Origin of the sequence: Pseudoduganella sp. UC29_106, from assembly GCF_044055365.1 — a bacterium.
Classification (GTDB): Bacteria; Pseudomonadota; Gammaproteobacteria; order Burkholderiales; family Burkholderiaceae_D; genus Rugamonas.
Window position 1 is genome coordinate 1,253,942 of the sequence record NZ_CP171977.1, and the last position, 16,038, is coordinate 1,269,979.

The following is a 16,038-nucleotide window of genomic DNA, read 5'->3' on the forward strand; positions in this document are numbered from 1 at the left end:
AACTTGAATGTCAAGCGTCGGTGTCCCTTGCTCGCCACTTCCTTCGGGCAGGGATTTTCAGTTCGTCGATAATCCTGACGGCATTGTCCTTGCACGTCATTTCAGCAGGTCTCGAATCGATCAGCTCCATCAGGGAAAGAAGATTGGCTTTGTTTTGCGCTAGTCGAGCTTGCATTGCCTCGATCTCGCCAAGCTTCTTTTGAAGCGAAACAACCAAGTCATCATGTTTCCAGTCAATGGAATCTGATGGGAGCACATGCTTAATTTCATCGAGCGTGAAGCCGGTTTGCTGTGCATTGATGATGATTGACAGCACAGAGACGGCCTCCGGAGGATATTCGCGATAGCCGTTGGCTTTCCGGCCGACGGACTTCAGCAGTCCCTTCGCCTCATAGAACCGAATGGTGGCCGTAGTTAAGCCTGTGATTTTTGCCAAGTCACCAATTTTCATTTTCTACTCTTCCGCGTCATCGCAACAATCCCCGCCCCGCCCCGCAGCGTGAACAGCATTTCTGACTGCGTCCGGCCGGGGATGGCCCCACTCTACACCTGATGTGAACTTCAATGTCAAGCCTACTTGGCTGAAAACAACGCCTCGTATTTTCTTGCGTGGCGAATTGAGACCTATCTCATGGCACGCCGCTTGACATTAAAGCCAGCTTGAATCCTAGGATGGCATGCGCTCCCTGCAGGGAGACGTTAACGACCTCCCTTTATGTCCCACTATTCATGCCACACCAGGATATTTGCAATGACCGACCTCTTCGAGCGCTCTCAGGGAATGATCATGGAAAGGACGCTGCAACAGCAACGGCGCGCCTTTCAGAAAGAACCGCCGCCAACAATCGAGCAACGCAAGGAACGCTTGAGGCGACTTCGCATGATGGTAATTGCCACGCGCGAGGGAATCGAGGAGGCGATCAATTCCGACTTTGGGAACCGATCAAGGCACGAGACGGCCATCATGGAACTAATGAGTGTAGTGCAATCCATCGACTATCTCGTGCGCAAACTGCCTCGCTTCATGCGAGCTGAACGAAAGCATGTTCATATCAGCCACCGTCCAGGTCGTGCTTATGTGATCCACCAGCCTCTGGGCGTGGTCGGAATCATGGCCCCGTGGAATTATCCATTTTCCCTTTCGATGATCCCCTTGGCGACGGCCATTGCGGCGGGTAACCGGGCAATGATCAAACCCTCAGAGCTCACCCCGCGTACTAGCGAGCTGATTCAACGCATGCTTGCCGTAATTTTCCCCCAGGACGAAGTCTCGGTCGTCCTCGGTGGACCTGACGTGGGCGCTGCCTTCAGCAGCCTGGCGTTCGACCATTTGCTATTTACCGGAAGCACACAGGTAGGACGAAAGGTCATGAGGGCCGCCAGCGACAATCTGGTTCCGGTGACGCTGGAACTCGGGGGCAAGAGCCCTGCGGTCATCGCAAAAGGGGCCGTGGGCATGCAAACCATACAGAGCCTAGTCTACGGCAAGCTGTCAAATGCAGGTCAAACCTGCGTTGCCCCTGACTATGTGCTTGTTCACGAAGATGACGTCGCGATTTTCGTTGAACGTTTCAAAGAAGTGGTTGCCAATTTCTATCCCAATGGCCCAACACACCCGGACTATACATCCATCATCAGCCCGCGACATTACGATCGGCTAGTTGAACTGCTTGAAGATGCGCGCGACAAAGGGGCGAAGGTAATGACCATTGGGGTGCGGCCCGAGACAGCATCGCAGCGCAGTAGAACACTTGCACCAACGCTGGTGCTCGATGTCAGCGACATCATGTCAATCATGGACGAAGAAATCTTCGGCCCGATACTGCCAATTCGCACATACCGCGCCATGACTGACGTCATAGATTATGTCAACGCGAGGCCACGGCCTCTCGCCCTGTACTACTTTGGCCCGGATGATGCTGACTTCAGGACGCTGTTGTCGCGCACGACGTCAGGGAACGTCGGAGTCAACAACACATTGATGCATGTGGCCCAAGACGATCTTCCCTTTGGCGGCATAGGCCCCAGCGGCATGGGCGCATACCACGGCATCGAAGGTTTCAGGGCAATGAGCCACGCCAAGGGCGTTTATGTGCAGGGACGGTGGAGTCTCGCCCGCCTTTTGCACGCTCCGTTTGGACGATTCGCGGAATTCGTTTTAAGCGTCACATTGCGGCGCCTGCGCGGCTACTGATAGCGCCTGCAAAGCAAATTTTTACACAAAAAAATCTATAACGATGGAGACATAAATGAAGATCGCAAAAGTACTTCCGATGACGATGGCACTTCTTGCTACATGTGGAGCATGGACGCCGGCAAAGGCTTCGGAGGACTTCCAATTACGCTACAACCTGGCAGGTAGTCTTGGAGGAGAGCTGTTCGCGCCGAGGGACCAGACAGGCTGGGCGGGCGGCCTGGCTGCCACATATATGGACATCAACAAGGTAACCGGCAACGATGGAAACGCTCTGACGCGATCAGTTCCTGGCGGGACGGTGCCTCTCCCTAACCTTCCACTGGCCTTATACCCGACTTATGGGGATAGTACCGCGCAAATTGCCGGCACCGGCAACATGAAGCAGATCAATCTTGGACTGGCCTATGTGTCAAAGCAGCGCTTTGCAGACGGTCGCTTTGCTTTCCTGTTGAACCTGCCGTTCTCGAAGAAAAAACAAAACTTCGATGCCAGTGGTAGCGCACCGCCACTGACTTGGAATCCTGCCGTTCCGGCGCCAGTACGCGCGATAGTCGCAACGGGATTCTCGAATCAATACGCAGCTGGTCTGCAAAAGCAAGCAGATGACGCAAGTGGACAAGTGTCCGGCATTGGGGATGCCGAACTGCAGGCAGGATGGCTCTATGTCCGCGATCAATTGCGGGTCCTGGCCGGGGCGTCCATTGTTCTCCCCACGGGGAAATACAGTTCTTCGTCGGGCCCTGACATTGGCTACGGAAATTACTATACGTTCCGTCCTGCCATTCAGGCTACTTATCTGCTGACGTCGGAAGTTGCGATTTCCGGTAAGGTCACCTGGGCCGCCAACACCCGCAATCGGGACAACCAGCTGCGCAGCGGGAACTGGGCGGGAGTCGAACTCGCCGCGGGATATAAAACAACGTACGGCGTTCTTGGAATTCACGGTCTGCGCGTCCAGCAATACCAAGATGACAGCAATAACCCGTGGGGCAGTAGCCGCCTTCGCTCCACCAATTCCGGCATATTCTTCACCACAAAAATTGAGGCCATTAACGCAGCGATTACCGCCCAATACATGGCAACAACTCAGTCCAGGAATTCGAAACACGGCGGCTTCTCGCAACTGAGGATGATCAAATTCTTTTAAGGAATGACATATGGACTTTACGCCCAGCCTTAAAGCCCAGGACTACCTGGAACGTTTGCGAAGCTTCCTGGGCACACACATTGCTCCGGCGGCCGAGCAAGTCAGACAGCAAAACTGCTCGCTCAATCATGGACGTGACTGGACGTCATGGCAGCCCGTGCCACTTGTCGAAACGCTTAAAGCAAAGGCTCGCGAACGTGGCCTTTGGAACCTGTTCCTCCCCGATCCGAACATGGGTGCGGGCCTAAGCACCCTGGAATACGCTCCGCTTGCGGAGCTCATGGGAGGTTATGAATTCGCTGCGGAAGTCTTCAACTGCAATGCCCCGGACACCGGAAATATGGAAGTGCTTTACCACTTCGGTACAGAATGGCAGAAGGAGACATGGCTTCGTCCGTTGCTCGATGGCGCCATTCGGTCCGTCTTTTGCATGACGGAGCCTGGAGTGGCTTCTTCAGACGCCACGAATATGCGCGCGACCATCGATGAAGATGGCGACTCACTTGTACTTAACGGACGCAAGTGGTGGACAACGGGGATTGGCCATCCCAATGCCAGGTTTGCTATTTTCATGGGACTGTCCGATCCCGATGCACCTCCGCACAGCAGACATTCCATGGTGATCGTTCCTCTCGATACCCCAGGCGTGCGTATCTTGCGCATGCTCCCCGTTCATGGGGAATATGACGCCCCCTACGGCCATGGCGAGGTGACTTTTGAAAACGTGCGCGTGCCAAAATCGCACCTGATCCTAGGACGCGGCATGGGATTCCAGATTGCCCAAGGTCGCTTGGGTCCAGGCCGGATACATCATTGCATGCGCGCCATTGGCGCAGCGGAATCAGCACTGAAGTTATCAATCGAGCGCGGCCTTTCGCGCCAGGCATTTGGCAAGCGATTGCTCGATCTGGGAGGGAACCAGGAGCGTTTGGCTCGGGCCAGAATGGCAATTGACCAGGCCAGGTTACTGACGCTGTATGCGGCATGGAAAATCGATACAGCAGGTGTGCGCCATGCTATGAGCGAAATCTCCTCAATCAAGGTCGTCGCGCCAAACGTCCTGCAGCAGGTAGTGGATATGGCTATCCAACTCCACGGCGGTGCAGGAGTTTCCGACGATACTCCGCTCGCAGGACTTCACGCAATGGCACGCTCGCTGCGCTTAGCGGACGGCCCAGATGAAGTTCATTGTGCCATGGTGGCACGTACGGAGCTGCGGAAATATAGTGCATTACGCCAGAATCAGGAGAGTTCCCATGGAACTTCTTGATCATGCAGGTTCTGTCCGCACCGGCGAAGAGCTGGACATGAGCCGGCTCGATGCCTGGCTTCGACAGCAGCTGCCGCATCTGCGCGGCCAGCCTCAAGTTACCCAGTATTCTGGTGGAGCGTCAAATTGGACGTATTGCATCGCTTATGACAATGACGATCTGATATTGCGCCGACCACCAGCTGGAACCAAGGCGAAGTCCGCACACAACATGGGGCGCGAGTTCCTCCTTCAGCGATCGCTACGCCCGCTCTTTCCGCTCGTGCCCGAAATGCACGCTCACTCGCGGGACGAGTCCATCATTGGGGCCGAGTTCTACGTGATGCAGAGAATCAAAGGCATCATTCCGAGGCGAAACCTGCCAATAGGGCTGGGCTTGTCCTCGCATCAAGTTCGCACACTGTGTCTTAACGTCCTCGACACCTTGGTCCAACTGCATAAGGTAGATGTCCAGGGCGCGGGCTTGAACGGCTTGGGAGGCGGCCAAGATTATGCTCGTCGCCAGGTTGAAGGCTGGAGCCGGCGCTACCGTGATGCCCGTACCTGGAACGTGCCGGCGGGGACGTACGTTATGGAATGGCTGGCGGCCAACGTTCCCGAAGAGAGCCACCTTTGTATCACCCATAACGACTTCCGCTTCGATAATGTGGTCCTCGATGTCGCGGATCCCACTCGTGTCATTGGTGTGCTGGATTGGGAGCTGGCGGCCTTGGGTGACCCCCTTATGGATGTTGGCAACCTGCTGGCCTACTGGGTTCAGGCAGACGACGATTTCCTCGCGCGCGCCAGTCGGCGTCAGCCTACACATTTACCCGGCATGCTGACGCGCGCCGAGGTATTGGAGTATTACCAGGAGCGTACCGGTTACAGACCTAAAGACTGGCGGTTCTACGAAGTCTACGGCCTGTTCCGCCTGTCGGTAATCGTGCAGCAAATTTACTATCGCTATCACCACCGGCAGACCCGGAACCCCGAATTCAAGCGATTCTGGATCTTTGTGCATTACCTGCATTGGCGGTGCCGAAAAATTATCGCAAGGAGAAAATGACATGTCAGCCATCTATCTGGTGCGCCATGGCCAGGCATCATTCGGAGCGCAGGACTACGATAAACTTAGCCCTTTAGGTATCGAGCAGTCTCGCCACCTGGGCGCCACGCTGGCATCCCGCGGGCTGAAAGACCCGATCTTTGTGAGTGGTAGCATGCGTCGCCACGATGAGACGCTTGAAGAGTGCCTTCTTGCCTGGTGCCTCGGCGCCAAATCGGAAGTGGATGAGGGGTGGAATGAATTCGATCACCTTGATCTCATTCGGGCGGCGGCTCCTGAATATGCCGATCCTGCGGCGCTGCATTCGGCTATTGCCGCTCAATCCAATCCAAAAGCAGCCTTCCAGCATCTCTTCGAGAAAGCCATGGCTCGCTGGGCAAGTGGTCAGCACGATGTCGACTACGCCGAATCGTGGGATCAATTTCACCAGCGTGTGGATCGTTCATTGTCACTGCTTATCCAGAAATTGCCGCACGATCGAGATGCCGTAGTGGTGACTTCCGGAGGCCCGATCGCATCGATCATACAGAACTTGCTGCAGGTGCCAGTCTCAAAAAGCATCGCATTGAACTGGACTCTGGTAAATGCTGGCTATACCCGTGTACTTACGGGTACGCATGGCCCGCGTCTCTGCTCCCTAAATGTTCATGCACATCTCTATGGAAACCCGAACCTGATCAGCTACCGTTGACGGGGCAAAAGGCGTTTATGAAACGAAAAATCATCCTCATAACCGGTGCTAGTTCCGGCCTGGGGGCAGGCCTCGCGCGCGAATTCGCCGCCCAGGGTTGCCACCTGGTTCTGTGTGCACGTCGATTGGACCGGCTGGCATCACTTCGTCAGGAGCTTGTTGAGCGCTTCGGTGCCCGTGTTGAATTGGCGGAGCTGGACGTGACCGACCATACGTCCGTATTCGCCGTCTTTCGCGAGATAGCCGGCGCGCTCGGTGCCATTGATCGAATTATCGTCAATGCCGGAATAGGCGAGGGTCGAAGTATTGGAACTGGTCACTTTGAGCTCAACCGGCGTACACTGGAAACCAACTTGATTGCGGGGCTGGCGCAATGCGAAGCGGCTGTCGAAACCTTTCGTGCACAAGGATATGGTCACCTGGTTCTAATGTCTTCCATGAGTGCTGCCCGCGGCATGCCCCGACACTTGACTGCCTATGCGGCGAGCAAGGCAGGTTTGGCACATTTGGCCGAGGGCATCCGGGCAGAACTGCTACGGACGTCAATACGCGTTACGACGCTTTTCCCAGGCTATATCCGTACAGAGTTAAACGAAGGCGCGAAGCGACTGCCATTTGAATTGGATGTTGTCAGTGGTTGCCGCGCTCTGGCTCGTGCTATTAACAAGGAACCGGCGACAGCCTGCGTCCCGGCTTGGCCATGGCGCCCGATCTGGCCGCTATTGCGCCATCTGCCTTTGAGATGGGTGAGCGCGTTACAGTAAATGAGATTTATCAGAAATTTTCACCAATAACAAAGCGCAGATATGCAGACAATTCTCGGAGCAAATGGCCAAATTGCAGTGGAACTCGCGCGTGAGCTTGGCAGCAAATACGCCAGCGAATTGCGTCTCGTGAGCCGAACACCCCGCAAAGTAAATGATACGGACACTCTTGTATCGGCCAATTTGTTGGATGCCAGGCAGACGATCGAAGCCGTCAAAGGCAGTCGGGTAGTCTATTTCACTGCGGGGCTGCCACCGGACACGAAGTTGTGGGAGAAACAGTTTCCGCTGATGTTGAAAAACGCGCTGGATGCCTGCCGAACGGAAGGCGCAATGTTTGCCTACTTCGACAACACCTATATGTACCCGCAAGATAGCCGATTGCTGTCGGAGGACGCGCCTTTTGCGCCGGTCGGCCGCAAAGGCAAAGTGCGCGCATTGATGGCCACCATGGTGCTACAGGAGATGGATCGAGGCGAAATCCCAGTCCTGATTGGACGCGCGCCTGAATTCTATGGCCCAGGGAAAACGCAAAGCATTACGAATGCGCTCATTATCGATCCCCTCAGACAAGGAAAGAAGCCTCGTGTCCCAGTGCGCGATGACACCAAACGGACGCTCATTTGGACGCCTGATGCAAGCCGAGCGTTGGCGCTCCTGGGAAACTCTTCAGACGCATTTGGACAGACATGGCATTTGCCGTGCTGCGATGACCGACTCACCTACAAGGAGTTCGTAGAAAAAGCGTGCGAGGTGTTTGGGATGCCCGACTCGTACAGCGTATTAGGTAAGTGGAGCATGATCGCCGCTGGACTGTTCTCTAAGCAGGTGGGGGAGCTTAGAGAGCTGCTACCACGGTATGAACAGGATAATCTGTTTGATTCGAGCAAGTTCAAGCGCCGTTTTCCTGAGTTCGAACTGACCACATATCAGGACGGACTTAAGCAGATACGGGCCGAATCTATCTAAGGGACAGAACAGGCGACAGCTGGGCTCGCACCTAGGGACAATCCGGGAGGCTTAACAAAGCCTCCCGGCATACAGAATCAGCCGCGAATGAATGCGAGCAAGTCTGCGTTGATGACGTCGGCATTTACGGTGCACATGCCGTGTGAGAAGCCAGGATACACCTTGAGCGTACTGCCCTTGATCAGTTTTGCTTGGAGCAGTGCGCCTGTCTTGTAGGGGACGACCTGGTCGTCATCGCCGGTCATCACGAGTGTCGGCACTTTGATCGCCTTCAGATCTTCGGTTTGATCGGTTTCCGAAAATGCCTTAATGCCCTCGTAGTGCGCTTTGGTGCTCCCCATCATCCCTTGGCGCCACCAGTTCTGGATCACGCCCTGCGATACTTTCGCTCCTGGCCGGTTGAACCCATAGAACGGTCCCGCCGGGACATCGAGGAAGAATTGCGAACGGTTTTCAGCCAGCGCCTTGCGGAACCCATCGAATACCTCAATTGGCGTTCCTTCAGGATTGCTCGCGGTCTTGACCATGAGCGGAGGAACCGCACTAATCAAGACCGCCTTCGCCACGCGGCCTTGTGGTTGGCCATATTTGGCGACATAACGCGCCACTTGGCCGCCGCCAGTCGAGTGCCCGATGTGGATCGAATTTTTCAAATCCAAGTGCTCGACGACAGCCGAGGCATCGGCAGCGTAGTGGTCCATGTCGTGCCCCTCACTGACCTGCGAGGACCTGCCGTGGCCGCGACGGTCAAAAGCAACGACGCGGTAACCATGCGAGACAAAGAACAACATCTGCGCATCCCAGTCATCGGCGCTAAGTGGCCAGCCGTGATGGAACACAAGTGGTTGGGCGTTCTTTGGTCCCCAGTCTTTGAAGAAGATCTGGACGCCATCCTTGGTGGTCACATACGACATGGTGTCTCCTCCTTGCTTTGTGGTTTCAGTTTTGGACTTTGATTTAGGCTGAGCCGCAGCACTGAGCAAAGGTGCAGAAATCATCGCTGCGCCTGCTGCAAGCGCGGTCCGACGGGAGATGTGATTCCCGCTTTCGTTTTCGTCTTCTGGCTTCACGGTATTCCCCTTTTTTCAACAATTGGGCGCAACGGACATTGCGCAGCTATGAGTGGGCGCTCTACTGGAAGCTAGACCTAAGTACGGCAAGTTCCGTGTGACCGCACACGTCATTGGATTTGATCAAAGCGATCAGATTCATTTCTGCCCAAGAGCACAAATCGTTCAGACTCAGTATTTCTGGTCGGCAATGACGATGGCCGTTGAGAGGGCTGTGATCGTCGGAAAAGAGCGAGTCCAGTCAGCAGAATTTGCTTTTCCATTCAACGCTCCGTCAAGTCACGTCTGTGGGAAAATTCTAAGATTGAAGTTAGCTTAAATGTCAACCCCGTGTGTCGCACATGATAGTAATCGTGATGCAATGGGGCGCGTGGCTATCGCACTTTGGCATAGCACGGCCGAAGGATTGTAATGCCACGAGCGCTGAAAGTCCCAATTTTCAAAACGCATCGAAGCAGAGCCGAATCGCCGTGGCTGAAAAAAGCACACCGCAAAATTTGCGGTGTGCCAAAACTCCCAGCTATGAAAGCATCTTTAAACTTGACGCGTGCGTTGCGTCATCCGGTTTCGATATCGGCGGACGCTGCATACATTGAATAGCTGCTGTAGGACTAAAGCTTTCAGCGGTGACACTTGAGGATTGGGATCCTTGCCAAGACTGTGTTTCCTAAGTTGGAATTTGACAGTCGCCATGTTGGCAAGCGAAGCCAAGGTCTTGTTCTTCCAAGTGATGGGGCGCAGTTCTGGAGCACTCTCTCGACCAAGACGCCAATCCCTCGGCAGATTGGGATCTATGGCAAGTGCTGTGCCAATTCCGACCATGTCCAGTCCGTTCCTCAGGACCTGTTCTGCGATGATTCGGCGACGAATGCCACCTGTCACCATGACAGGCATGCTTGCCGCGGTCTGAATATCGCTTGCGAACTCCAGGAAATAGGCCTCGCGAGCGAGCGTGCGGCCATCGCGCGCATCTCCTTGCATAGCTGGCGCCTCATAGCTGCCCCCTGAAAGCTCGACGAGATCTACGGGCAAATCGTTGAGCAGCTGCACGACCTGTTTGGCGTCATCTTGAGTGAAGCCACCACGTTGAAAATCGGCTGAATTCAGCTTCACGGCCACTGCAAATTTCGGCGAAACCACGGATCGGACGGCTTTGACAATCTCGATTAACAAGCGTGCTCGATTTCGCAGAGACCCGCCCCAGCTATCCTTGCGTCGATTAGTCAGTGGTGAGAGAAACTGGCTAAGCAGATACCCATGTGCGGCGTGGATCTCAACCCCTGTGAAACCAGCCATTTCGGCAAGACGGGCAGTATTGGCGAAGCGCTGGATCACTTCTTCAATAACTTCTTCCGTCATTGCTTGGGGCGGCGCGAAGTGCTTGGACATCTTACCCAGGTCAATAGCCACTTCTGAGGGAGCCCATGTCTTTTGTCCAAGGTTGGCTGGCATTTGTCGGCCGGGGTGATTGATTTGCATCCAGAATTGAGCACCGCGAGAGCGACCAATCGTTGCCCATTGACGGAAGGTATGTAAATGCCTTTCGTCTTCGAGCACTACGCCACTCGCATCGGTCATCGCGCGTCGGTCTACCATTACGTTCCCTGTGATAAGGAGACCGATTCCTCCTTCAGCCCAAGCTTTATAAAGGCGCATTAGCTGCTTTGACGGAGCGTGATCCGCGTCTGCCATGTTCTCTTCCATTGCGGCCTTTGCAATCCGGTTTGGAATAGTGATACCGTTAGGAAGAGATAGTGATTCAAATATTTTCATGTTGCTCTCTCGGTGTTATCCTCCGAATACTCTAAGATTGATGTGAACTTGAATGTCAATACCTTTGAGCTAGCCTAGCTTTCAATCTTTCATGGCTACTCGCGGGGCCTCAGACAGCCTGACCAAGCAAAGCCTCAGTTTTCGCGAGACGACTTCGTGAACGGTGTTCAGATACTGATTTCGTCCCTAAGGATCGATATGTCGAACTTCTAGTTGAAGAGGTACCGGTCCGGGCCCGGCTTGATGTCTTCCTTGGCATTCACCCGAGAGATTGAACATTGGAAACTGAAAACTTATGTGACAGGCGGCTTTGGGGCGGATACCGACCGTCAGGACATCTCGAGGATTAATGACCTACCCTACACGCAGTCGGTCGAATGCGTCGATAGTTGTAACTTCGCGCGGCGTCGCCGGTCGGAGTGCGTTGCATTGGTATGATCAAGCGAGGCAAAGCGATGCCGCTGCGCCGAACGCACAAGGATTTTGCCATGGCAAAGCAAGCTCAAGTGATGAGCCAGAGGGGCGATCGCCCGAGGATTTCGTCATGACGAAGCGAACCGAGGCCATCCGACAGGCCCAATGCACAATGATTTTGTCATGACAAAGCGAGCCCGAGCAGAACCCGCCATCTCACACGAGAAGACGTTCAGCCCGAAGAAAATCCGCCGCAACGTGTTCGCATACGTGATTGTGTAAATCATCGTGGCGGCTTGACCATGCCGTGAAGACGCCTCCAGCTCGAACTGGATTGCTCCGAGCATCGAGCAAATTGGAACGCCGGACGGTTGCCTTGGGGAGATCATGGAAGGACTCGGGTTCGCGGTCATGGCTGTCATTGCCAGGTGTTTGTTCGGTGTCTTGCGCTTCATTTTGCTTTTGCTGCTTGAAGTAATACTGCGCCCGATACCTGCTTGGCGATGAGCGGGGGGCTTCTTCTCTTCCTGTTCTGCCTGAGCGTCCGGTCGGACCCGATCACCCCAATGTGGACGGGAGCCGGTCTCGCTTTCGCGGCGACCGCATTGCACGTGCTGTACGACATGGCGCTGGTCCTGGCGTCGAAATCTACACAGAGATTTGAATCGCCCGCAGCCCCGAAGGGGCGAGGACCACTTCCTTGATCTCGCAGAGATTAAGGATTTAAGACGGCAGTCTATCCTGCCTTCTCGATCACTCAATTCATTTCAGTCTCGCGCGAGGACCACACGTATGTCTTGTCTGTGATGTGGCATGCGCCATCTACGCAAGTGAAAACGCTGATGGCCACACGTGCCACCTTGCGCGGTGGCGCAAGCAGCTGCGCCAAATGCCCACGCCAGCGCGCCGGATTCTCGCCCTGCCGGTAGCCTTTCACCATGGCCCAGTCCAGCACCACTTCGATGCGGCCGCGCAGGCGCGTGGCGGTCTCAGTGCGTGTATGCCAAATCGGTTCAAGCACGTCCAGCACCAACTGCGTGTCGACCGCCGCCACCGGCAGGTCACCGATCACGGGCGAGGCATAGGTAGCGAGGGTGGTTTCCCACTGCTTGGCGTGTTTGGCGTTGCGCCAGCCGGCGCGGTGCGCAGCGATGTACCTGGCGGCGCATTGGTCGAAGGTGATGGCATGCGCGGCTTCGACGCGTCGCGCTGCCGCCCGCAGGCGCCGCACGCTCAACGGATCGTCGCCGGCCTGCAGCAGCAGACGCTGCGCCCGCGCCGCTTCACGGGCGGCGGCCAGCGATACCACGCTAACCGATCCGAGCCCGAGCTCATGGCGCTTACCGTCGTGGTCGTAACGGAACACCCAGCTTTTGGTGCAGGACGTCGATACCTGCAGCCACAAGCCATTGCCATCGCTATAACGGCCCGGCCGGCTGAGGTGTGCCACTAGGCCTTGTGCGCAAGCGGAATGTCCGCCAGTTCTTTCAGATAGCGCTGGCGCGCGTCGTAGAACAGATCACGCCACTGCACTCCCAACCTGGCGCCGGCCGCGCGTTCGGGATTGTGCGCCTCTACGCGCTGGCGGCTCAAGGTCAGGCCGAATTTTTCCTTGACGGACGTGACCACCGTTTCAGGGGTCTCGAAGCAAGCAAGCCCAATCAGGATATGTATTCTTACGGGTGCGGGGAGGCTAAGCATGTCAAGGACCGGTCAAGTTGGGTAATGGATACGATGCGGTCCACATGGAAGCGGACCGCCTTGGGTTGAGATTTCGTCGCCAATCGTGCATCAAGTGAATGCCGCCGTTGACTTCCAGGCGCCGCCGGTGACACGCATAGCTTGAGGTTCGTCGTGTCGAAGTCCATCGGCACCGTGCCGGTGGCGATGTTCGTCGGCGTTCCAGTTGAAGAAGCGAGCGGCAAATTTCATGTTTTACCAGCTGTACACTCGCACTTCGCCGCGCCCACCGTTGCCACCGGCGCCACCGGTGCTTGTTCCGCCGCCACCACCGCCACCTCCGCCGCCCAGGGCGCCGCCAGCCCCGCCAGCGCCACCGGTTCCGGCCGTATTCGCGGCACCACCACCGCCGCCAGTACCGCACTTGGTGCTATCGCCAGCCGTGCCGGCGCCGCCGGCTGCACCACCCGTTCCACCTTCTGGTGCGCCACCTCCGCCCGTAGTCCAGGAGCCGACACCGCCACCGGCCGATGCGGGACCGGCACTGAAGTTGCCGGAATCGAGCGCCATGCCCGCGCCACCTCCGCCAGCACCGTACACGCTCCCACCGGCAACCCCGGTCGTACCGGACACGTAGCCGCCACCAGAGCCACCGCCATATTCGGCCGGTTTTCCTGCGCCACCTTGCAGGCAACCCGCACCCTGTCCAGCGATACCGGATGTTGTACTCCCTGGCAGCCCACCGGAGGCATCGCCCGCCGTGCCATTTCCACCCGCACCGGCAGAACCACCGCCACCGCCGCCCGAGACGAAGCTGGATGCACCAGTGCCGCGTCCGCCACCATAAGCGACCAGGTATGATCCAAACGAGCTATTTCCCGCCAGCGTTGCCCGCAGAGCCGCCAGCAGACACGCCACCCGCGCCGCCAGTTCCGCCCGCCCCAACCGTCACGCTGACCGACGAACTCAGATCAGACGCCTTATAAATCCACTCGGTAATGGCACCACCTCCACCACCTGACGCGCCGTGCCGCACACTTCCCGACGAACCACCGCTCGCACCGCCACCACCGCCGCCGGCGCCAACACAAACCACCTTCACCACCGTGCAGCCGGCAGGTTTATTCCAGGTGCCGCTCGAGGTAAAGACCTGGGCGTCCACGGAACCACCACCACCTCCAGCAGCCCACTTGACGCCCAATGATTGGGTACTATCCGCGGTCAGCACATCACCATCCGTGCCAACTGGAAGACGTGCTGCGGAGGACCCATAGACCAGCACATCACCCTTCGTGGTGAGGACCGAGACGGCGAGATAGAGGGTGTCGAAGTAGGTCTTGAGCGTTGCCTTGAGATTCGCCCATGTCAGCTTTTTGAGGACGTTGGAGGCGGCGCTGTCCACGATCCCTAATTCATCGGCATCGACCGGCGTGGTCTTACTGGTGGCAGCATGGGTAACTGGTGCCGTGCTAAGCAGGCTGAACTGCGCGCCGGACAGGTGGAGCGTAGTCTCGTCGGCCGTGTAGGTCGTGGAGGTGCTTGTCAGGACAAACATCAGTGCCGTCGTGCCCACCGTGATTGGCGCATTGGTTGAGCAGGTGAATTGCAGATCGGCGTTAGTCGTACCCTCACTGACCTCGACGGTCGCATTGACCAGCTCGGTGCCGGTGTCGGCGTCGCTCGATCGTGTTGGAGCACCGGAGGCGGCCACGACATAGATGCCGTTTTCGCTGCCGGTCGTCTGGTTTTTGATCAGGATGCGGTCACCGGTCGCCAGCGTCACGCCATCGACCGTCTGGCCGTTTGCGAAGGCTGTCGCCAGGGTGCCGTTCGCCGTCGTGGCGACACGTACGCGCTGCTTCCAGCTTCGACCGTCCAGTTGTGTGGCGATGTACGAGACAAGTGCGGATTGCGCCGGGACGCGGGAGGCGCTATTTGCCGCCATCGTCGGATCAGTGTCGACATCGAGTGTGGCGGATGTGCCAAGCCCCAGCGTCGCGCGCTGCGCGGCCGCATCGGCATCATCGATCAGCGCGCGGCCAGCGGCGGTACAGGTGATCTCCTCCACATCGCCCGAGCCCGCGGTGGAGCGGCCCAGGATCTTGTCCGTCGCCGACACGTCCTGCATCTTCGCGTAGGTGACGACGTTGTTCGCAATGTTCAAGGTGATGTTGCCCGAGGTCGTGACTGGGCTGCCCGACACGCTCAGGTCAGTACTGGTGACGCCCACCGACGTCACCGTGCCAGCGCCCGATCCTCCCGTAATCGCAACCACGTTGGTTCCATCGCAACGCACAATGGCCGTCGCGCCGTTGGTGACGGTGATGCCAGTACCCGCCGAGGTCTTGAAGATGATCGAGTGACCACCGCTCGTGCCGTTGACGACCTGGTAGGTCTTCTTGTTGTTCGGGACGATGACGTTTCGATCGGCGCTCAGGGCGCCGGATAGCTTGATCGTTCCATATTGCCACTCCTTCGGAGTCGTCGCGCTGCTCAACGTGTAGTTCGCATCCGACATCGTGATAGCGATTTCGGAGAAGGCCGCATCGAAGACGTCAAACGCCTCGTTCGCTATTACTTCCTTCTGCGCGACATTAACGTCAATTTTGAATACGCCCAGATTTGCTGTATCTGCCATTTTGTGTAGTCCTCAATTTGGAAAGTGTTTGCTATGTGCGCGGTTGACTCGGGCCAGGCTGTCAGCCCGCTCCCGCGCAAGGGGTTTAGTCCGTGATGGTTCCGCCGGATCGGGCATAGTTCATTCGCGCTTGCGGCGTCAGAGCCTCGAATTGGGCGCGCGGGATCGTTTTTCCGTTGGTCGCTGGCTGCGGCGCCGGCGCACCGGTTGCTGACGTGCCGCCTTCACTGATCCGGCCGCCTTCGTTCAGGAACTTCGATCGGCTGGCCTGTGGCAGGGAATCGAACTGGGCGCGAGTACCCGGAAGCCGCCGGGTCGGTGTGTGGTCAGTCGAGGTGATTGCTGGCGCTGTAAGGCGGGCCAGTGGTCTGCACAAA

The 16,038-nt window shown here is 56.9% G+C and carries 14 protein-coding genes; 8 read left to right on the forward strand and 6 right to left on the reverse strand.

Annotated elements, in window-relative coordinates; all coding sequences use genetic code 11:
- Positions 1 to 10 precede the first annotated feature (10 nt).
- Positions 11 to 451 (reverse strand): MerR family transcriptional regulator, encoded by a 441-nt coding sequence (locus tag ACHMW6_RS06645; protein WP_395406339.1) that lies wholly within the window; start codon positions 449 to 451, stop codon positions 11 to 13.
- Positions 452 to 751: 300 nt separating this feature from the next.
- On the opposite strand from ACHMW6_RS06645, the gene ACHMW6_RS06650 reads away from it, so the two are divergent.
- The 7 genes from ACHMW6_RS06650 to ACHMW6_RS06680 are packed head-to-tail and all read left to right on the forward strand — an operon-like array spanning position 752 to position 8,086.
- Positions 752 to 2,194 (forward strand): coniferyl aldehyde dehydrogenase, encoded by a 1,443-nt coding sequence (locus ACHMW6_RS06650; protein WP_395406340.1) that lies wholly within the window; start codon positions 752 to 754, stop codon positions 2,192 to 2,194.
- A gap of 55 nt (positions 2,195 to 2,249) precedes the next feature.
- A complete protein-coding gene (locus ACHMW6_RS06655) occupies positions 2,250 to 3,344 on the forward strand; it encodes a transporter (RefSeq protein ID WP_395406341.1) in 1,095 nt (364 codons plus the stop codon).
- Between the two features lie 10 nt (positions 3,345 to 3,354).
- Positions 3,355 to 4,614: an acyl-CoA dehydrogenase family protein gene (locus ACHMW6_RS06660; RefSeq protein ID WP_395406342.1), complete on the forward strand. Its 1,260-nt coding sequence runs from the start codon at positions 3,355 to 3,357 to the stop codon at positions 4,612 to 4,614.
- Positions 4,601 to 5,662: a phosphotransferase family protein gene (locus ACHMW6_RS06665; RefSeq protein WP_395406343.1), complete on the forward strand. Its 1,062-nt coding sequence runs from the start codon at positions 4,601 to 4,603 to the stop codon at positions 5,660 to 5,662. The genes ACHMW6_RS06660 and ACHMW6_RS06665 overlap by 14 nt, the downstream gene beginning before the upstream one ends.
- A 1-nt stretch (position 5,663) precedes the next feature.
- Entirely contained in the window at positions 5,664 to 6,353 is a 690-nt protein-coding gene (locus ACHMW6_RS06670) for a histidine phosphatase family protein (protein ID WP_395406344.1), read from the forward strand.
- A gap of 17 nt (positions 6,354 to 6,370) precedes the next feature.
- Positions 6,371 to 7,117, forward strand: coding sequence for an SDR family oxidoreductase (locus tag ACHMW6_RS06675; RefSeq protein WP_395406345.1), 747 nt, complete (start codon positions 6,371 to 6,373; stop codon positions 7,115 to 7,117).
- A 42-nt stretch (positions 7,118 to 7,159) separates the two neighbouring features.
- The gene (locus ACHMW6_RS06680; RefSeq protein ID WP_395406346.1) at positions 7,160 to 8,086 is read left to right on the forward strand and encodes an SDR family oxidoreductase; all 927 of its coding nucleotides are present in this window, start codon (positions 7,160 to 7,162) and stop codon (positions 8,084 to 8,086) included.
- 77 nt (positions 8,087 to 8,163) lie between these two features.
- Here the strand turns inward: ACHMW6_RS06680 and ACHMW6_RS06685 are convergent, their stop codons facing one another.
- The 4 genes from ACHMW6_RS06685 to ACHMW6_RS06700 all read right to left on the reverse strand — a co-directional run bounded on the left by ACHMW6_RS06685 (position 8,164) and on the right by ACHMW6_RS06700 (position 13,044).
- A complete protein-coding gene (locus ACHMW6_RS06685; protein ID WP_395408549.1) occupies positions 8,164 to 9,000 on the reverse strand; it encodes an alpha/beta fold hydrolase in 837 nt (278 codons plus the stop codon).
- 690 nt (positions 9,001 to 9,690) lie between these two features.
- The gene (locus ACHMW6_RS06690) at positions 9,691 to 10,929 is read right to left on the reverse strand and encodes an NADH:flavin oxidoreductase/NADH oxidase family protein (protein ID WP_395406347.1); all 1,239 of its coding nucleotides are present in this window, start codon (positions 10,927 to 10,929) and stop codon (positions 9,691 to 9,693) included.
- Positions 10,930 to 12,100: 1,171 nt separating this feature from the next.
- Complete coding sequence (locus ACHMW6_RS06695; protein WP_395406348.1) at positions 12,101 to 12,793, reverse strand: tyrosine-type recombinase/integrase; 693 nt, start codon at positions 12,791 to 12,793, stop codon at positions 12,101 to 12,103.
- Entirely contained in the window at positions 12,793 to 13,044 is a 252-nt protein-coding gene (locus tag ACHMW6_RS06700) for a DUF2280 domain-containing protein (protein ID WP_395406349.1), read from the reverse strand. The genes ACHMW6_RS06695 and ACHMW6_RS06700 overlap by 1 nt, the downstream gene beginning before the upstream one ends.
- A 153-nt stretch (positions 13,045 to 13,197) precedes the next feature.
- Here ACHMW6_RS06700 and ACHMW6_RS06705 point away from each other — a divergent pair, with 153 nt between their 5' ends.
- Positions 13,198 to 13,884, forward strand: a complete 687-nt coding sequence (locus tag ACHMW6_RS06705; RefSeq protein WP_395406350.1) for a hypothetical protein — start codon at positions 13,198 to 13,200, stop codon at positions 13,882 to 13,884.
- 10 nt (positions 13,885 to 13,894) lie between these two features.
- On the opposite strand, the gene ACHMW6_RS06710 is transcribed toward ACHMW6_RS06705, so the two are convergent.
- Positions 13,895 to 15,661 carry a hypothetical protein gene (locus tag ACHMW6_RS06710; RefSeq protein ID WP_395406351.1) on the reverse strand — a complete coding sequence of 589 codons (1,767 nt, stop codon included), beginning with the start codon at positions 15,659 to 15,661 and terminating at the stop codon, positions 13,895 to 13,897.
- Positions 15,662 to 16,038 lie beyond the last annotated feature (377 nt).